We start from the raw sequence: 17,628 nt of genomic DNA, 5'->3' as shown, positions 1-17,628 counted from the left end.
CACCCCCTCTGTTGGATGGAAAGCACGATACCCAAGCCGGGTCGAAAGTCAATTGGCGTTGTGCTCCCCCCGCACCGGGTGGCGACGCGCGCCACGGCAGGGCCAACACTCTGGTTTCCGGGGGCGTCATCGCCTATGCTGTGCAACAAGTCGTTTTCTGGCCGACGGCCACACCCCACCATGAGCACCCCCGAAAAACCCTCCGTCTACAGCACCGAAGACCTCTTGATCAGTCTGTGCAACTCCGTCACCCGCGTGCTGGGCGTGGCCACCCACAGCCAGATCCACTACTCCGGCATGGTGCAGCGCATCAGCAAGACCTGCCTGCGGCCCGAAATCGGCTGTTTTGTGCTGTTCGACGGCGGCTTCTCGGGCCTGGTGATCATCAACTTCAGCGGCCAGGCTGCGATGGAGCTGTACGCCAACTACCTGCTGAACATGGGCATGTCCAAGGACGACCTGGTCAGCTCGTACACCTCCGACGAGGTCAGCAATGTGATGGGCGAGCTGATGAACCAGGTGGTGGGCGACTTCACCGGCAAGGTGCGGCGCGAACTCCAGACCCACATCACCCAGAACCAGCCCAAGATGCTGGTGCTGAACAAGCAGGTGCAGCTGAGCGTGGACGCCAACCTCGACAAGCCCGAGGCCCGGCGCGTGACCTTCTACACCGCCAACAACAACATCTTCTACCTGGAACTGGCGATTGACCGCACCGAGTTCATCAAGCTCTACGACTTCGAGGCCCAGGAAGCCCCGGACCCCGACGCCCTGATGGCCCAGTCGCAGGAAGGCCCCCCGGTGCCCGCGCCACCACCTGCCGGGCAGGACGACACCGACGCGCTGCTCAAGTCGCTGGGGATGTGAAGGCTGGAAGGTCTGCAGCAATTCAAAGTCAAAAACAATAGCGCCTTGCGCCCAATAGATATGCGCTACAGGCACTTTTGACTTGGCTTTTGCCCCATCTGTTGACACGGCCTGCACAGGAATGCTTCGCACTGCATTCGCCACCCAGGGTTTCGTGCTCCTGCCAGGCGTGCTCACAGCCTCCGAGTGTGCCGACCTGGCAGACCAGGTCGAAACCCCAGGCCGCAGCCGCAGCGGCGGCACCCGCAGCCTGCTGGCGCAGCCCTGGTGCATGGCATTGGCCCGGCGCCTGCGGAGCTTGCCCGCACTGTCCGTTGTTCTCGACGTGCAGTCCGTGGCCGTGCAATGCACCTTCTTTGAAAAGACCACCGCGCGCAACTGGCTGGTGCCACTGCACCAGGACCTGAGCATTCCCGTGGCAACGCAAGTCGCACACCCCGGCCTGCAGGGTTGGTCCGAAAAGGAGGGGGAATTCTTTGTGCAACCCCCGGTCCAGGTTCTGGAGCAACTGGTAGCGGTGCGTCTGCACCTGGACGCGTGTCAGGCCGATGACGGAGCCCTGCGCGTGGTGCCCGGCTCCCACAACGCCGGGGTGCTGTCCCCTGACAGCGCCCGCTCATGGCGGGACCAGGCTGGCGAGGTCGCTTGCAGCACGGCCGCCGGGACTGCATTGGTCATGCGCCCACTGCTGCTGCATGCATCCTCCAAGGCCACAGGCAGCAGCCGCAGGCGGGTTCTGCATTTCGTATTCGGCCCAAGGGAACTGCCACACGGCCTTGGCTGGCACCAGATGGCCTAGCCACGCAATCACCCCTCAAACTGCGGGTGCAGCTGGCGTATGCGGTTCATGGCCATCGCCGCCGCCGCCGTGCGCGTCTCCACCCCCAGCTTGGCGAACACGCGCTCCAGGTGTTTCTTCACCGTGGCGGGGCTGGCACCCAGGATGTCGCCGATGTCGCGGTTGATCTTGCCCTTGACCACCCAGTAGAGCACCTCGGCCTCGCGCGCAGTGAGCTTGAAGGACAGGCTCATGGATTCGATGATCTTGGCGTCCGACACCTCGCGCATCACGATGAGCCAGTCGCCACCGCCAGCGCTGTCGCCCGCTTGCTGGTGCAGGCGGAAAGTGAGGCGGCGCGCGCCCTGCTCCACGGCCAGGCGCGGCGGTTCAGCCAGCGATGCGGCCAGCAACTCGGCGGCGTTGTCGGCCAGCACGTGGCGGCGCAGCCAGGCCTGCACCGGCTCGGGCGCCCATTGGCCAAAGGCGGTGGGCGTGCCATCGGGGCCCACCTCGCCAAAGTAGCTTTGCAGCAGCTCGCGCGCCAGCGGGGTCTGCCACACGATGCGGCCGTCCACCGCGCGCACGGTGATGCTGGCGTAGCCAAAGGCATCGAGCGCGTTGCGCGCCTCGCGCGCCTGGCGGGCGTCCTGCCGGGCCTTGCGCGCTGCGCCCAGGTGCACGCCCATACGGGCCATCACTTCGCGCGGCTTGATGGGCTTGGTCACGTAGTCCACGCCCCCCGCCTCCAGCGCGGCCACCAGATGTTCTGTTTCGGTCAGGCCGGTCATGAAGATGATGGGAATGTGCGCGGTGGCGGGCGATGCCTTGAGGCGCCGGGCGACTTCAAAGCCGTCCATGCCGGGCATCATGGCGTCGAGCAAAACAATGTCGGGCAGGGCCTGCGCGGCGCGCTGCAGGGCGGCCTCGCCATGCGTGGCGACCAGCACGGTGTAGCCCGATTCGTCGAGCGCGTCGTGCAGCACGGCCAGGTTGTCGGGCACGTCGTCCACGATCAGCACCACGTCACTGTCGCTGCGGTCCAGCGCGGCCAGCGCGGGGGTTGCCGGGGTGGAAGGGGGCAAGGTCGCGGTCATGGGGGTGGTGCTCATCGTCACGAGGGGGCCTGCTCCAGGATCTGGCCCATGGCGTCGAACTGGAACTCGCGCGCCATCTGGCGCATGGTGTGCACAAACGCCTGGTGGGTGGGCTGGCTGCGTTCGATCTCGTCCAGGGTGTTGAGGATGCCCCGGTAGTAGCCCAGCGCCACGGCCTGGGCCAGCGCGGCCAGGGCGGCGGCGTTGGGGTAGCTCAATGGCTCGGCCGTGGGGAATGCCGGGTGCGGGGGCTGCGGGGCTGTAGGCTGCGCCAGCGCATCGCCCTCGTACCACCATTGCAGCCCCAGGCGGCGCTCCAGCCAGTCCAGCAGCTCGGTGTGGCGCACGGGCTTGACGATGAAATCGTCGGGGCGGATGTCCACGTCGTTGTCCAGCGCCTTGTCGAACGCATTGGCGGAGACGATGGCGCACTGGACATTCGGCAGTTGCATCTGCCGCACCCGCCGCAGCGTCTCCCAGCCGTCGATGCCGGGCATGGCCAGGTCCATGAAGATGGCATGCGGCCGGTAACCGGCGGCCAGCAGGTCCAGCGCATCGTGGCCGCTGGCGGCCTGGCGCAACTCGAAGCCCAGGGGTTCGAGCAACTGCACCAGCAGCTCGCGGTCGGGCTCTTCGTTGTCCACCACCAGGATGCGGCGGCGCTCACCCGCGTAGCCCTTGCGCGCCCGCCGGGCCTGCACGGCCACGGGCGCGGCGGCCTTGCCCAGGGCCTCGGCATGCACCTCGGGCAGAAACAGCTTGACCTGGAACACCGAGCCCTGGCCCGGGGTGCTGCTCACCGTCAGCTCGCCACCCATGAGCGCGGTGAGCATCTTGGCGATGGTGAGCCCCAACCCCGCGCCGGGGGCCGAAGGCGCACCGGCCGAACCGCCGCGCGCAAAGGGCTCGAAGATGCGCTCGATCTCGCCGGGCGTGAGGCCCGGCCCCGTGTCCTGCACCTCGATGCGCGCCATCTCGCGCGCATAGCGCACCCGCAGCGTGACAGTGCCCTGCGCGGTGAACTTGACGGCGTTGCCCAGCAGGTTGATGAGGATCTGGCGCAGGCGCTTGTCGTCGGCGCGCACAACTTCCGGAATCACCCCTTGTACATCGAACGTGAACGCCAAGCCCTTGGCAGCGGCCTGCAGCTCGAACAAAGCGGCCATCTCATGCAAGCCGTCGGCAAAGCGCATGGGCGCGACATCGAGCGTGAGCTTGCCCGATTCGATGCGCGCGATGTCCAGCGTGCCTTCGATCAGCGACAACAAATGTTCGCCGCCGCGCCGTATCACATGCACCGCCTGCTTGCGGTGCGGCGGCACGCCCGCGTCCTCGCCCATCAGCTGGGCGTAGCCCAGGATCGAGTTGAGCGGCGTGCGGATCTCGTGGCTGATGGCGCTGATGTAGCGGCTCTTGGCCTGGTTGGCCTGGTCGGCCAGGGCCCGCGCGGCCTCGGCCTGCTGGCGGGCCTGCTCGGCCACACTGCGCGCGGTCTGCAGCGCCTCGTCGGTCTGGCGGTGCAACTCGATCTCGCGCACCAAGAGGCCCGTCTGGCGGTTGGATTCCTCTTGTGCCACCTGGCGGCTCTTGTGCGCCAGCACCAGCCACCAGGCCACGATGCCCGAGATGACCAGCAGCGCCAGATACGCCTTGAGCAGGCCCGAGCGCAAGGCCACCTCGGGCGCGGCCGCCACTTCAGTGTCCGTCATGGCCTGGGCAATGGTGTTCAGCTCCTGGTGGTAGAGCAGCCCCATCACGGCCGCGAGCAGCGGCGCAATCACCAGCATCAGCAGCAGGAAGTGGCCCAGGCCCGTGTCCAGGTAGCGCCAGATGGCACGCGGCAGCACCCAGCGCAGCGCGGCCGACCATTGCACGGCCATGCTCGCATGCGGCTTGCACAGGTCACCGCAGCGCGCGTCGAGCGTGCAGCACAGCGAGCAGATGGCACCCCGGTAAGCCGGGCACTGCGCCATGTCGGGGGCCTCGTACTCGCGCTCGCAGATCACGCAGCGCTGCACCGTGAGGCGCTGGTAGCTGCCCAGGTCGGCCGCCCGGGCGCCGGGCACAGGGCCCTGCATGGGCACAGCCACGGGCTCGGGCACCGGATGGCTCTGGCGTGCGATGTAGTACTTGCCCCGAGTGGCCCAGGCGATCAGCGGCGCAGTCACAAAGGCCACGGCCATCGCGATCACGGCCGAGAACGCCTGCGGCAGCGGGCCGAACAGCCCCAGGTGGGCGCTGATGGACACGACGGACGCCAGCGCCATCGCGCCCACGCCCACCGGGTTGATGTCGTACAGGTGCGCACGCTTGAACTCGATGCCCTTGGGCGACAGGCCCAGTGGCTTGTTGATGACCAGATCGGCCACCACCGACATGATCCAGGCGATGGCGATGTTGGAGTACAGCCCCAGCACCTCGCCCATGGCGCGGAACACGTTCATCTCCATCAGCATGAAGGCGATCAGCGTGTTGAACACCACCCACACCACCCGCCCCGGGTGGCTGTGCGTGAGGCGCGAGAAGAAGTTGGACCAGGCCAGCGACCCCGCGTAGGCATTGGTCACATTGATCTTCATCTGCGACACCACCACAAACAGCGCCGTGGCCGCCACCGCCCAGCCGTAGTGCGGGAACACATATTCGTACGCCACCAGGTACATCTGGTTCGGGTCCACCGCACGCTCGGTGGGCACCATGTGCTTGAGGGCCAGCCAGGCCAGCAGTGCGCCGCCCAGCATCTTGAGCACGCCCAGCACCACCCAGCCCGGCCCGCCCACCAGCACGCCCAGCCACCAGCGCCCACGCGTGGTGGCGGTGCGGGCGGGCATGAAACGCAGGTAGTCGGCCTGCTCCCCCATCTGGGTAATGAGTGCAATACCCACGGTGAGCGCCGCACCAAACAAGGGCAGTTGGAACGTGGCACCGCGCGTCGATTCACCACCATAGTGCACAACGCCCGAGAATGCACCAGGATCGCGCATCAGCACATACACAAATGGCACCACCAGCATCACCAGCCACAGCGGTTGCGTCCACACCTGCAGGCGGCTGATGGCCGACACGCCGTGGGTGACCAGCGGAATCACCACAATGGCGCAGATCAGGTAGCCCCAGGTGGGCGGGATGTCGAGCGCCAGTTCCAGCGCGTAGGCCATCACGGCGGCTTCGAGCGCGAAGAAGATGAAGGTGAAGCTCGCGTAGATCAGCGAGGTGAGCGTAGAGCCGATGTAGCCAAAGCCCGCGCCGCGCGTGAGCAGATCCATGTCCACCCCGTAGCGCGCGGCATAGACGCTGATGGGCAACCCCGCCAAAAAGATGATGAGCCCCGTGGCAACGATGGCCCAGAAGGCGTTGATGAAGCCGTACTGCACCAGCAGCGTGGCGCCCACGGCTTCGAGGATCAGGAACGATGCCGCGCCGAACGCGGTGTTGGCCACGCGCCATTCGGACCATTTGCGAAAGCGCTGCGGGGTGTAGCGCAGCGCATAGTCCTCCATGGTCTCGGTGGCCACCCAGCTGTTGTAGTCGCGCCGGACCTTGACCACCTGCTGCGGCGCCTGCGCGTCGGCATCGGCCCCCAACGCGGGCGCCGAGGTCACATCGGGCGGTGCAAGGGAGGCAGTGGTGGGGGGCATGGGCAAAGGGGATGGAGGCCCGTGCAAGTGCAGTTTCCATGCCACCGGCGCCTTCGGCGCCCCGCTCGTCTTCGCCCTCTGGCGTATGGCGGGCACGGGGCTTGCTGCCTATGATGAATCCACTACCCTGAAGACCGCATGGCCATCGATGACGATTGCCCCGTGTGTCCGGCCGGAACAACCCGCTACACGAGCCCACCTCTCCTTACATTGAGCAGAACGACATGGAACTGACCCCTCGTGTTCGACCGCCTCGGCGGTCGCGCGAGCTATTGACCCCAGCTTTGAGTGAAACGAAATGGAATTAACTCCTCGCGAAAAAGACAAGCTGCTGATCTTCACCGCCGCCCTGCTGGCCGAGCGCCGCAAGGCCCGGGGGCTGAAGCTCAACTACCCCGAGGCCGTGGCCCTGATCAGCGCCGCCGTGATGGAAGGCGCCCGCGACGGCAAGACCGTGGCGCAGCTCATGAGCGAAGGCCGCACCGTGCTGACCCGCGCCGATGTGATGGAGGGCATCGCCGAGATGATTCCGGACATCCAGGTCGAGGCCACCTTCCCCGACGGCACCAAGCTCGTCACCGTGCACCAGCCCATCGTCTGACCCCTTTTCTCTCTTCTCCGTGGAGCCCCCATGCGCATCGCCCTCTCACACCGCCACACAGCCGCTCTTCTTTTCATAGCTGCCAGCGCAATCAGCACAGGCGCCAGCGCCCATACGGGTGCTGAATCCCACATCCACAACAGTTTTCTGAGCGGCTTTGCCCACCCCCTGTTCGGCCTGGACCACCTGGCCGCCATGGTGGCCGTGGGCCTGTGGAGCGCCCTGGCCGCGCGCAGCGCCGGGCGCGATCTGCTGTGGGGGCCCGTGGGCTTTGCAGCCATGCTGCTGGTGGGCGCCGTGCTGGGCCTGCAGGGTGTGGCGCTGCCTGCGGTGGAGCCCATGATTGCCGCGTCGCTGCTGGTCACGGGCCTGCTGGTCGTGTCGCGCCTGCGTGTGCCCGGCCTCGTGGCGGCGCTGGTGGTTGGTGTGTTTGCAGTGTTCCACGGCGTGGCCCACGGCTACGAACTGGCGGGTGACGACAGTGCCTGGTTGACCCTGGCAGGCATGCTGGCCGCCACCGTGCTGCTGCACAGCGCGGGCCTGGCGGCAGGCTGGGCGCTGCGCCACCGCCATGTGTGGCTGGCCCGCGCTGCTGGCGCAGGTGTTGCGGCGTTTGGTGGCGTGCTGCTGGCGCAAATGGCCTGAGCCTTCCTTCCAAGGAGCCTTCATGATCCCCGGCGAACTCATCACCGAACCCGGCGAGCACGCGCTCAACACCGGCCGCCGCACGCTCACCATCGTCGTGCGCAACACGGGCGACCGCCCCATCCAGGTCGGCTCGCACTACCACTTTGCAGAGACCAACAACGCCCTGGGCTTTGACCGCGCCGCCGCGCGCGGCATGCGGCTGAACATTGCATCCGGCACGGCCGTGCGCTTCGAGCCCGGCCAGGAGCGCACCGTGGAGCTGGTGGACTACGCGGGCGACCGCAAGGTGTTCGGTTTTCAGGGCCTGACGCAGGGCGCGCTGTAAAAACTTCAAGCCAAAACAGCCTCTCTCGCGCATCCCACAAGCGCTAGCAGCTATCAAAAACAGAGTAACCAGTTCTCGCGGAGCACCCTCACCATGGCAACCATTGGACGACGCGCCTATGCCGAAATGTTCGGCCCCACGGTGGGCGACCGCCTGCGCCTGGCCGACACCGACCTCATCCTGGAGGTGGAGGCCGATTACACCCTGCGCGCGGGCAGCTATGGCGAAGAAGTGAAGTTTGGCGGCGGCAAGACCATCCGCGACGGCATGGCGCAAAGCCAGCGCAGCAATGCCAGCGGCGCCGTAGACACCGTGCTGACCAACGCGCTCATCATCGACCACACCGGCATCGTCAAGGCCGACATCGGTCTGCGCGCAGGCCGCATCGCCGCCATCGGCAAGGCGGGCAACCCCGACGTGCAGCCGGGCGTGGACATCGTCATCGGCCCCGGCACCGAGGTCATCAGCTGCGAGGGCAACATCGTCACCGCAGGCGGCATCGACAGCCACATCCACTTCATCTGCCCGCAGCAGATCGAAGAGGCCCTGGCCAGCGGCGTGACCACCATGCTGGGCGGCGGCACCGGCCCTGCCACGGGCACGCTGGCCACCACCTGCACGTCGGGCCCCTTCAACATGGAACGCATGCTGCAGGCGGCCGATGCCTTCCCCATGAACCTGGGCTTTTTGGGCAAAGGCAACGCCAGCCTGCCCGAGGCGCTGCACGAGCAGATCGACGCGGGCGCCATCGGCCTCAAGCTGCACGAAGACTGGGGCACCACGCCCTCAGCCATCAGCAACTGCCTGGACGTGGCCGAGGCCACCGACACGCAGGTCGCCATCCACAGCGACACGCTCAACGAATCAGGTTTTGTGGAGAACACCATCGCCGCCGTGGGCGGGCGCGGCATCTGCGCCTTCCACACCGAGGGCGCGGGCGGCGGGCACGCTCCGGACATCCTGCGCGTGGTGGGGGAAGACAACTTTTTGCCGTCGTCCACCAACCCCACCATGCCCTACACGCAGAACACGCTGGACGAGCATGTGGACATGCTCATGGTGTGCCACCACCTCGATGCCAGCATCGCCGAAGACCTGGCCTTTGCCGAAAGCCGCATCCGCAAGGAGACGATTGCTGCGGAAGACATCCTGCACGACCTGGGCGCCATCAGCATGATGTCGAGCGACAGCCAGGCCATGGGCCGTGTGGGAGAAGTCATCCTGCGCACCTGGCAGACCGCACACAAGATGAAAGTGCAGCGAGGCAGTCTGCAGGGCGACACCGCGCGCAATGACAACACGCGCATCAAGCGCTATGTGGCCAAGTACACCATCAACCCCGCCATTGCCCACGGCATCGCCCATGAGGTGGGCTCGCTCGAAGTCGGCAAGTGGGCCGACATCGTGATCTGGAAGCCCGCGTTCTTCGGCGTGAAGCCCGCGCTCATCCTCAAGGGCGGCCTGATCGCCATGGCCGCGATGGGTGACCCGAATGCGTCCATCCCCACACCCCAGCCCGTGCACTACCGGCCCATGTTCGGCGCGTTTGGCGGGGCCATTGCCAAGACCTCGCTCACCTTCGTGTCGCAGGCTGGGCTGAACGCAGGCGTTGGCGAACGCTTTGGCCTGCGCAAGCAGCTCAGCGCGGTGCGCAACATCCGTGGCGTGCGCAAGCAGCACATGGTGCACAACAGCTACACACCCAGGATGGAGGTGGACGCACAAACCTACACCGTGCGCGCCGACGGCCAGCTGCTCACCTGCGAGCCCGCCACCGTGCTGCCCATGGCGCAGCGCTATTTCCTGTTCTGAGCAACGCATGGCCGCCCTCCCCGCCCCGCTGCAGATCCGCCTGGACGACCTGAGCGACCCGCGCATCGAAGCATTCATGCAGGAGCACCTGCAGGACATGTATGCGGTGTCGCCACCCGAAAGCGTGCACGCGCTGGACATGGACCAGCTGCGCCAGCCCGATATCGCCTTCTGGTCCGCCTGGCTGCCCGGGGCCGATGGCGGCACGCTGGTGGGCACGGGCGCCCTCAAGCGGCTGGATGCAGAGCATGCCGAACTCAAGTCCATGCGCACCAGCGCCCGCCACCGGGGCCAGGGCATCGCACGCCAGGTGCTGGCCCACCTGCTGCACGAGGCCCGCACACGCGGCTTCAGCCGGGTGAGCCTGGAAACGGGGCCCCAGCCCTTTTTTGAACCCGCGCGCCAGCTGTACTTTCAGCATGACTTTGTCGAATGCGGACCCTTTGCCGACTACGGCCCCGACCCGTACAGCTTCTTCATGACCCGCCCCGTGTGAGCAGCCCCTTGTGAGTAACCCCGCGCTGCCCCACCCGGGCCACAATGCGCGTTTTGCTGACCGAACAGACCTCCATGCTCCAAGCCTCCAAACTCCTCCCCCAGGGCCAAGGCCTGGCCCCCGTGCTGCTCAAGCGCGCCACCACGGTTGAACTGGACTGGGACGTGCGCCAGAAAAGCCGCTTTGCCGCCACCGACTCCGCTGGCCGCGAACTGGGCATCTTCCTGCCGCGCGGCACGCTGGTGCGCGGCGGCGATGTGCTGGTGGCCGAAGACGGCTCCATGGTCCGCGTGATTGCCGCGCCACAACCGGTGCTGGTCATCACCCATTGCCAAAGCCACGGCACACCGTTCGACCTGACGCGCGCTGCCTACCACCTGGGCAACCGCCATGTGCCCATCGAGCTGCAGACCGACCACCTCAAGATCGAGCCCGACCACGTGCTGGCCGACATGCTGCGCGCCATGCACCTGATCGTGACCGAGCAGAACTTGCCCTTTGAACCCGAAGGCGGTGCCTATGCGGCGGGACACGGCGGCGGGCACCACCACCATGGGGGGCATGACCACGGACATGACCATGGGCACGATCACAGCCACGAGCACGGCCACGATCACAGCCATTCGCACGCACAAACTCCAGCGGTTGCTGCGGCTTCAGCACCCGCCCGTGGCCGCACCGTGGCCATCCCCGTGGTCGCCCAGGGCCATGTGCACGGCCCCCACTGCAACCACGACCACTGAGCCCCGCGCCATGCGCTTTGACCGCCCCGCGCCCCTGCCCGCCGCCAGCTTCCTGCAGCTGATGTGGCTGGCCTCCCCCGCGCTGCCCGTGGGCGGGTTCTCGTACTCCGAGGGGCTGGAAAGCGCCATTGAAAACGCGGGCCTGGCCAGCGAAACCCCCGTGGGCGACTGGCTGCTGGACCAGCTGCACATCACGCAGGCGCGCGGCGACATGGCCCTGATCGCCAAGGCCGTGGGCGCCTGGCGCCGCGCCGACTGGGGGCATGTGCGCGAACTCAACGACTGGGTGCTGCACACCCGCGAAACGAGCGAGCTGCGGCTGCAGACCGAGCAGATGGGCCGGTCGATGGCCGACTGGCTGCGCAACCAGCACCAGGGCGATGAAACCCTGATGCCCGCCGTGCGCCACCTGGCCGCCCTGCCCCCCACCTACCCCGTGGCCTTTGCGCTGGCAGCCTCCACCACCCAGGCCCCCGTGCGCGATGTGCTGCTGGCCTACGCCTTTGGCTGGGCCGAAAACATGGTGCAAGCCGCGCTCAAGTCCATGCAGCTGGGGCAGAGCGCAGGCCAGCGCATCCTGGCGCGCTTGGCCGACGCCATTCCCACTGCTGCAGACCACGCCATCGGCCTCATGGACAGCAAGCGCCAGGCCTTTTCGCCCATGCTCGCCATCTTGTCGGCACAGCACGAAACCCAATACTCCCGCCTCTTCCGATCATGACCACCAGCACCCTGCACCACATCCCGAACCGCACCAAACCACTGCCCCCTTTGCGCGTCGGCATCGGCGGCCCCGTGGGCTCCGGCAAGACCACGCTGCTCGAAATGCTGTGCAAGGCCATGCGCGATGACTACGACCTGGTGGCCATCACCAACGACATCTACACCAAGGAAGACCAGCGCCTGCTGACCGTGAGCGGCGCCCTGCCCGCCGAACGCATCCTGGGCGTGGAAACCGGCGGCTGCCCCCACACGGCCATCCGCGAGGACTGCTCCATCAACCTGGAAGCCATCGACCGCATGCTGGGCGAGTTCCCCAACGCCGACATCGTGTTTGTGGAAAGCGGCGGCGACAACCTGGCCGCCACCTTCAGCCCCGAGCTGAGCGACCTCACCATCTACGTGATCGACGTGGCCGCCGGTGAAAAAATCCCGCGCAAGGGCGGCCCCGGCATCACCAAAAGCGACCTGTTCGTCATCAACAAGACCGACCTGGCCCCCCACGTGGGCGCCAACCTCGACGTGATGCATGCCGACACCACCCGCATGCGCACCAACGCCCAGGGCTTGCTCAAGCCGTTTGTGATGACCAATCTGAAGAACCTGAGCGGGCTGACCGAGGTGATCCGGTTCATCGAAACGCGGGGCATGCTGAAAAAATCAGCGCCTGCAGTCGGCTAGAATCCGCGCTTCCGTGCCCGGAGACGTGGGTGAGCGGTTTAAACCAGCAGTCTTGAAAACTGCCGACGGGCAACCGTCCGTGAGTTCGAATCTCACCGTCTCCGCCACCACACCAAACAAAAACGGGCCCGCGCGGCCCGTTTTTTCTTTCCCCCTCCAGCCTCCCTCCCGGTGGAAGCCGCCCCGCACAGCAGCAGGCACCGGAGCACACGCCATCAAGTGCGGCCCGGGCTCTCCGCCAAGTCCGAGCCCTGCGGCGCAATCGGCGTCAGGTCCTCGGGGCGGCACACCTCCTCGCTCTGGGCCAGGCGGATCCACAGGCCGGTCTTTCGGATGATGATGTAGTCCACGGTGACCCGTCGGCCTTTGTAGATGAATGGGGTGCCGGGTTTGTACAGGATCATTCTTGTTTTGTAGCGAGCGGCCGTTGCCTCGCCGTGACACCCAGGCTGGCAACCGATGATGGACCGATGGTGCCGCCACTTCATGTGGCGTGCATGGAGCAGGGTCAAAAGGCCCAGAGATAGGCCGACTTTTTTCAGGCAAGCATGCGATGTGCCAGGCAAAAAAAAGCCCGCAGGGTGCGGGCTGAACACTTGCTTGGAGCAAGCGGGAGGGATGTCGAAGGGGTATCGACGGCGTGATCGTAAAACGCACCAGCGCCTGCGTGTGTAGGACAGCGCCGATTGTGCGGCGCCCACCCCGCCCTCACATGCCGTAGATGCGCGCGCAGCCACGGCCGGAGGCCTTGGCCAGGTACATGGCGGAGTCGGCCTTGCGCAGGAGTTCTTCGGCGTCGGCCGCGTCCGCGGAGGCCATGACGATGCCCACCGAGGCGCCGATCTGGATGAAGTGGGATTCGATTTCGGTGGGCTGGCCGATGGCCTGCACCAGCCGCTCGGCCAGGCGGTAGGCGCTGTCGGGGTCCGAGACGCCGCGCTGCAGCAGGGCGAATTCGTCGCCGCCCAGGCGGGCCACCACGTCGTCGCCACGCGCGGCCTGCGTGAGCTGCTGGGCCACCCAGATGAGCAGCTGATCGCCCACCGCGTGGCCAAAGCGGTCGTTGACGGGCTTGAAGCCGTCCAGGTCCACATACAACACGGCAAAGCCCCGGCCCGGGCGCCGCGCGTCGGTCACTGCGGCCTGCAGGCTGTGCAGAAAGGCCGTGCGGTTGAGCAGCCCGGTGAGCCCGTCGTGCTCGGCCACATGGCGGATGCGCGACTCCGCCTCCTTGCGCTGGGTCACGTCGGTGAAGGTGCGCAGCGCGCCGCCGCCTTTGATGGGCACGGTCTGCACCTCCAGGATGCGCCCATCGGGCCGGGGGCGGTCGTATACCTGCTGCTGATCCACTCCGCCATCGCTGTGCAACAGCAGCTCCTGCACTTCCTGCGAAGCGCCGTCGAATTCGCCGCGCGCGCGCAGGTAGGCCAGCACATTCACAAGCGATGGCTTGGCGGCCATCAGCTCGGCGGGCAGCTCCAGCAGTTCCAGCGCGCGGCGGTTGCACAGCTCCACGATGCCCGTGGCACTGATCTTGGCCACGCCCTGGTCCATATGCTCCAGTGTGGCTTCCAGCAGGATGGATTTTTCGCGCAGCTGGGCCTCGCTGTCTCGCGCGCTGCGTTCGGCCTGGGCCAGCAGGTGCTGCTGGCGCTTGAAGTCGGTGATGTCCACATGCGCGTAGAACACGGTCCCGTCCGCCCCCTGCTTGGCAATCACCCGGCTCCAGCGGTTGCGCGGCAGGGGCACTTCGAAGGGCGCACCGGCAAAGCGCATGTTCTCCTGCAGGATCGAGAGGCCGTCAAAAAACGGCGCCATGTCGCCCGGGCCGTCGGCCGCCCAGGCGTGGCGGTAGGCCTCGTCAAAGGTGAGGCCAGTGGCGGCCGTCCGTTCGGTGAAACGGTACATCTGCATGAAGGGCTCGTTGACCCACTGGATGCGCTGGTCCTCGCCGCAAATCATCAGGCCGTCAGGGATGCGGTCGAACAGCTCGGTGCTTTCGATCAGCGGGCTGCGCAGGTAGCCCGGCTCGTGGATGTTGGGGGCGTCTGCCGCACCGGGAGCGTTGTCCAGGGCCTGGGCGCGCCACACACGCACGCGGCCCACGCCTGCAATGGGCAGCGACGCCACCTGCACGCGCAGGCCCCGGTGCTCGAAGCTGTATGGGCGCGTCTGGGCGCGGTGGCGGTCCACGCCTGCGGCGATGTAGCGCTCGATGTTGGGCAGCTCCTGCGCATCCAGCCGCCCGGTGTAGAACCGCCGCAGGTTGGCGTGGTACGGCTCGCCTGCGTACACATGGCCCTCGTGTTCGGGGAAGAACTTGAAGAAAGTCTGGTTCCAGGCGATGGTCCGGTCGCCTTCGTCAAAGGCACACAGGGCCACATCCAGGCCATCCAGGGTGTCGCCCAGGGTGTGGATGAGGCGGAGAACGAGGTCGTCGGACATAGGGAGCAGGGCTGCGGCAAAACACGGAAGCCAGAGGCCCACGCGGCGCGCAGATCCAGGCGCTTTCGATTTTGCCGGGCATGCCTTACGTCAAGCCATCACCCCGCCAGCGCGGGCCCCGGGCCGCGCGCTGGCGTTGCGGTCAGCCCACAGTGTCTTGACCGGCGTCAAGCCCCGGCCGCGCCCGGCGGTCTGCGCACGGTACCGGCGGTTACGCAGCGACACCCCTTTGGCGCACACCTTCCGGTATGGTCTGGCCCTGTTTTTGATGGAGATGGTTTCATGACAAACACCGCTTTGGTCGCTGCTGCTGCCAGCCTGGGTATGGCCGCACTAGTGGCGGGTTGTGCCAGCCACGGGCCCACCCCGGCGCCAGCCCCCACCCAGTCACAGGCGCAAGCGCCGGCCCCGGAAGCACTGTGCAATGCGCAACCGGCCCAGGCGGCAGTGGGGCAGAACAGCACGGCGTCGGTGGTCGAATCGGCGCGGGCCCGGTCGGGCGCGCGCATGGTGCGCATCCTGCGGCCGGGCCAGATGGTCACCAAGGAGTTCGACACCCAGCGGCTGAACCTGGAGGTGGATGCCAACGGGCGCATCCTGGCGGTGCGCTGCGGCTGATCGGCGCGCAGGCCGGGCGCCCAATGCAGCAGCCATCAATAGCTATTATTTTTATAGCAATAAACGCTTATCCATTGCGCGCAGACGGCCTTTTTTCTTGGAATCCCACGCACCCTACCCGGCTCAACCAGCTCAGTCGGCCAGGAACAGCTCCTGCAGATCGCTCAGGAAGTCAAAGCCCCGCTCGGTCGGGCGCACATGGGCCAGGTCGCGCTCAATCAGGCCCTTGCTCTCCGCCTCCTTCAGCCCCTTGGCAATCGCGGTGAGGGGCAGGCCCGTGCGGGCCATGAAGTCCTGCAGCGCAAAACCGTCGCGCAGGCGCAGGGCGTTGAGCATGTATTCAAACGGCAGGTGGGAGCGGCGCACCTCATCGTCCTGCGCCACGGCGCGCCCGGCCAGGGCGTTGTCCATGTAGCGTGCCGGATCGCGAAAGCGCACCTGCCGCACGACGCGGTGCGCAAAGCTGAGCTTGCTGTGTGCACCCGCGCCAATGCCCAGGTAGTCGCCAAACTGCCAGTAGTTGGTGTTGTGAAAACACTGGTGGCCCGGCTGCGCGTAGGCCGAGATCTCATAGCGCGCCATGCCCGCCTGGCCTGTCAGCTCGGTGATGCGGTCGAGCATGGCGTAGGCCTGGTCGTCCTCGGGGATGGCCGGGGGGAACTTGGCGAAGTAGGTGTTGGGCTCGATGGTGAGGTGGTAGATGGAGATGTGCGGCGGCTTGAAAGCCAGCGCCGTGCGCAGGTCCTGCTCCAGCTCCTGCTGCGTCTGGCCCGGCAGCGCGTACATGATGTCGAGGTTGAAGGTGTCGAAGGACGCGGCGGCCTCTTCCACCGCCGCCATCGCCTGGGCGCGGTCGTGCACGCGGCCCAGGGCCTTGAGGTGCTGGTCGTTGAAGCTCTGCACCCCCACCGACAGGCGCGTGACGCCCGCTGAGCGGAAGGCGCGAAAACGGTCTTTCTCGAACGTGCCGGGGTTGGCCTCCAGCGTGATCTCGCAGTCCGGCTCCAGCCGCAGACGGGCGCGGATGTCGCCGATCAGCCGGTCGATGGCGGCAGGCGAGAACAGGCTGGGCGTGCCACCGCCAATGAAGATGCTGTGCACGGTGCGGCCCCAGATGAGCGGCAACGCAGCCTCCAGGTCGGCCATCAGGGCGTCGATGTAGCGCTGCTCGGGCACCCCGTTGTCACCCGACCCGTCGCCACGGGCCTCGTGCGAGTTGAAGTCGCAGTACGGGCATTTCTTGAGGCACCAGGGCAGGTGCACATACAGCGACAACGGCGGCAGGCTGGGCAGCTGCAGCAGGCCCGGGCGCATGTAGTGCTGGATGTCGCGCACCACGGCGGGCGCATCGTCAGCAGCAGGGATGATAGGAATAGCCATTGCAAGCATCAAAGGTTCATAGCGCTCGCGCCGCAGTAGCCGCTTGCAGCGGGAGCTGTCGAGCGCACGACCGCCGCGCAGGGGCCGCCCACGTGGCGCAGCTGCGTTTCACTTGCGTGCGCTGGCGGTGTCCCCCCTTGGGGGGAAGGCGCGAAGCGACTCAGGGGGGATTTCATGCCAACCAGCGCTCGCGCATCAACGCCAGCATTTGCGCGGCCGAGCGGCCCCGGTGGCTATGGGCGTTTTTCACTTCCACGGGCAGCTCGGCAAAGGTCTGGCCGAACTCGGGGATGAACATCACGGGGTCGAAGCCAAAACCGTTGGCGCCCCGGGGTTCGGTGGTGATCTCGCCCACCACGCGGCCCACGGCAATCAGCGGCTCGGGGTCTTGCGGGCTGCGCACAGCCACCAGGGTGCTGACCATGGCGGCGCGGCGGTTGGCCACGCCCTGCAGTTGCTCCAGCAGGGCGCGCACGTTGTTGGCGTCGCTTTTCTCGTAGCCAAACTGGGTGCAGTAGTACGCCGTGTCCACGCCCGGCAAGCCGCCAAAGGCATCGACACACATGCCGGCGTCGTCGGCCAGCGCGGGCAGGCCCGTGTGCGCCGACGCAAACCGTGCCTTGGCCAGGGCGTTTTCGACAAAGGTGCGGAAGGGCTCTTCGGCCTCGCCCACGCCCAGGTCGGCCTGGCGCACCAGCTCCACGCCCAGCGGGGCGAACATGGCCTGCAGCTCGGCCAGCTTGCCACGGTTGTTGGATGCAAGAACAATTTTCATAGTC

At 66.8% G+C, this 17,628-nt stretch carries 17 protein-coding genes and 1 tRNA gene; 12 read left to right on the top strand and 6 right to left on the bottom strand.

Annotation, left to right across the window (positions count from 1 at the left end):
* The first annotated feature begins 180 nt into the window (after positions 1-180).
* Together CBY09_RS04320 and CBY09_RS04315 are read left to right on the top strand one after the other, a co-directional pair.
* Positions 181-867 (top strand): DUF3334 family protein, encoded by a 687-nt coding sequence (locus CBY09_RS04320; RefSeq protein ID WP_063463065.1) that lies wholly within the window; start codon positions 181-183, stop codon positions 865-867.
* A 121-nt stretch (positions 868-988) separates the two neighbouring features.
* Positions 989-1,666 carry a phytanoyl-CoA dioxygenase family protein gene (locus tag CBY09_RS04315; RefSeq protein ID WP_094286761.1) on the top strand — a complete coding sequence of 226 codons (678 nt, stop codon included), beginning with the start codon at positions 989-991 and terminating at the stop codon, positions 1,664-1,666.
* 8 nt (positions 1,667-1,674) lie between these two features.
* Here CBY09_RS04315 and CBY09_RS04310 read toward each other — a convergent pair whose 3' ends face one another.
* Positions 1,675-2,742 carry a response regulator gene (locus CBY09_RS04310; RefSeq protein WP_094287986.1) on the bottom strand — a complete coding sequence of 356 codons (1,068 nt, stop codon included), beginning with the start codon at positions 2,740-2,742 and terminating at the stop codon, positions 1,675-1,677.
* A gap of 17 nt (positions 2,743-2,759) precedes the next feature.
* On the bottom strand, positions 2,760-6,380 hold the full coding sequence (locus CBY09_RS04305) for a hybrid sensor histidine kinase/response regulator (protein WP_094286759.1): 3,621 nt from the start codon (positions 6,378-6,380) through the stop codon (positions 2,760-2,762).
* Positions 6,381-6,678: 298 nt separating this feature from the next.
* Here CBY09_RS04305 and CBY09_RS04300 point away from each other — a divergent pair, with 298 nt between their 5' ends.
* The 9 genes from CBY09_RS04300 (at position 6,679) to CBY09_RS04260 (ending at position 12,513) form a co-directional block, all read left to right on the top strand.
* On the top strand, positions 6,679-6,981 hold the full coding sequence (locus tag CBY09_RS04300) for an urease subunit gamma (protein WP_044397060.1): 303 nt from the start codon (positions 6,679-6,681) through the stop codon (positions 6,979-6,981).
* Positions 6,982-7,011: 30 nt separating this feature from the next.
* The gene (locus CBY09_RS04295; RefSeq protein WP_094286757.1) at positions 7,012-7,626 is read left to right on the top strand and encodes a HupE/UreJ family protein; all 615 of its coding nucleotides are present in this window, start codon (positions 7,012-7,014) and stop codon (positions 7,624-7,626) included.
* Between the two features lie 22 nt (positions 7,627-7,648).
* Positions 7,649-7,954 (top strand): urease subunit beta, encoded by a 306-nt coding sequence (locus tag CBY09_RS04290; RefSeq protein WP_094286755.1) that lies wholly within the window; start codon positions 7,649-7,651, stop codon positions 7,952-7,954.
* A 93-nt stretch (positions 7,955-8,047) separates the two neighbouring features.
* Complete coding sequence (ureC, locus tag CBY09_RS04285; RefSeq protein WP_094286753.1) at positions 8,048-9,766, top strand: urease subunit alpha; 1,719 nt, start codon at positions 8,048-8,050, stop codon at positions 9,764-9,766.
* Positions 9,767-9,773: 7 nt separating this feature from the next.
* Positions 9,774-10,262 (top strand): GNAT family N-acetyltransferase, encoded by a 489-nt coding sequence (locus CBY09_RS04280; protein WP_094286751.1) that lies wholly within the window; start codon positions 9,774-9,776, stop codon positions 10,260-10,262.
* A 74-nt stretch (positions 10,263-10,336) separates the two neighbouring features.
* Positions 10,337-11,005 (top strand): urease accessory protein UreE, encoded by a 669-nt coding sequence (gene ureE, locus CBY09_RS04275; RefSeq protein ID WP_094287984.1) that lies wholly within the window; start codon positions 10,337-10,339, stop codon positions 11,003-11,005.
* 10 nt (positions 11,006-11,015) lie between these two features.
* A complete protein-coding gene (locus CBY09_RS04270; protein ID WP_094286749.1) occupies positions 11,016-11,726 on the top strand; it encodes an urease accessory protein UreF in 711 nt (236 codons plus the stop codon).
* Positions 11,723-12,406 (top strand): urease accessory protein UreG, encoded by a 684-nt coding sequence (gene ureG, locus CBY09_RS04265; protein ID WP_094286747.1) that lies wholly within the window; start codon positions 11,723-11,725, stop codon positions 12,404-12,406. The genes CBY09_RS04270 and ureG overlap by 4 nt, the downstream gene beginning before the upstream one ends.
* Before the next feature lie 19 nt (positions 12,407-12,425).
* A tRNA-Ser gene (locus tag CBY09_RS04260) sits at positions 12,426-12,513 on the top strand.
* A 108-nt stretch (positions 12,514-12,621) separates the two neighbouring features.
* Here the strand turns inward: CBY09_RS04260 and CBY09_RS04255 are convergent.
* Positions 12,622-12,810 carry a hypothetical protein gene (locus tag CBY09_RS04255; RefSeq protein WP_094287982.1) on the bottom strand — a complete coding sequence of 63 codons (189 nt, stop codon included), beginning with the start codon at positions 12,808-12,810 and terminating at the stop codon, positions 12,622-12,624.
* Between the two features lie 304 nt (positions 12,811-13,114).
* Positions 13,115-14,851, bottom strand: a complete 1,737-nt coding sequence (locus tag CBY09_RS04250; RefSeq protein ID WP_094286745.1) for a sensor domain-containing diguanylate cyclase — start codon at positions 14,849-14,851, stop codon at positions 13,115-13,117.
* 282 nt (positions 14,852-15,133) lie between these two features.
* Between CBY09_RS04250 and CBY09_RS04245 the strand changes: the two genes are divergently transcribed.
* Complete coding sequence (locus tag CBY09_RS04245) at positions 15,134-15,469, top strand: I78 family peptidase inhibitor (protein ID WP_094286743.1); 336 nt, start codon at positions 15,134-15,136, stop codon at positions 15,467-15,469.
* Between the two features lie 132 nt (positions 15,470-15,601).
* Here the strand turns inward: CBY09_RS04245 and hemW are convergent, their stop codons facing one another.
* On the bottom strand, positions 15,602-16,849 hold the full coding sequence (gene hemW / locus CBY09_RS04240; RefSeq protein ID WP_094286741.1) for a radical SAM family heme chaperone HemW: 1,248 nt from the start codon (positions 16,847-16,849) through the stop codon (positions 15,602-15,604).
* Positions 16,850-17,021: 172 nt separating this feature from the next.
* The gene (rdgB, locus tag CBY09_RS04235) at positions 17,022-17,624 is read right to left on the bottom strand and encodes an RdgB/HAM1 family non-canonical purine NTP pyrophosphatase (RefSeq protein WP_094286739.1); all 603 of its coding nucleotides are present in this window, start codon (positions 17,622-17,624) and stop codon (positions 17,022-17,024) included.
* Positions 17,625-17,628: the final 4 nt, after the last annotated feature.

The sequence above is a fragment of the Acidovorax kalamii genome (assembly GCF_002245625.1).
Lineage (GTDB): Bacteria > Pseudomonadota > Gammaproteobacteria > Burkholderiales > Burkholderiaceae_C > Acidovorax > Acidovorax kalamii.
Note: the sequence above shows the minus strand (reverse complement) of the source record. Positions and strands in the feature narration are given on the sequence as shown.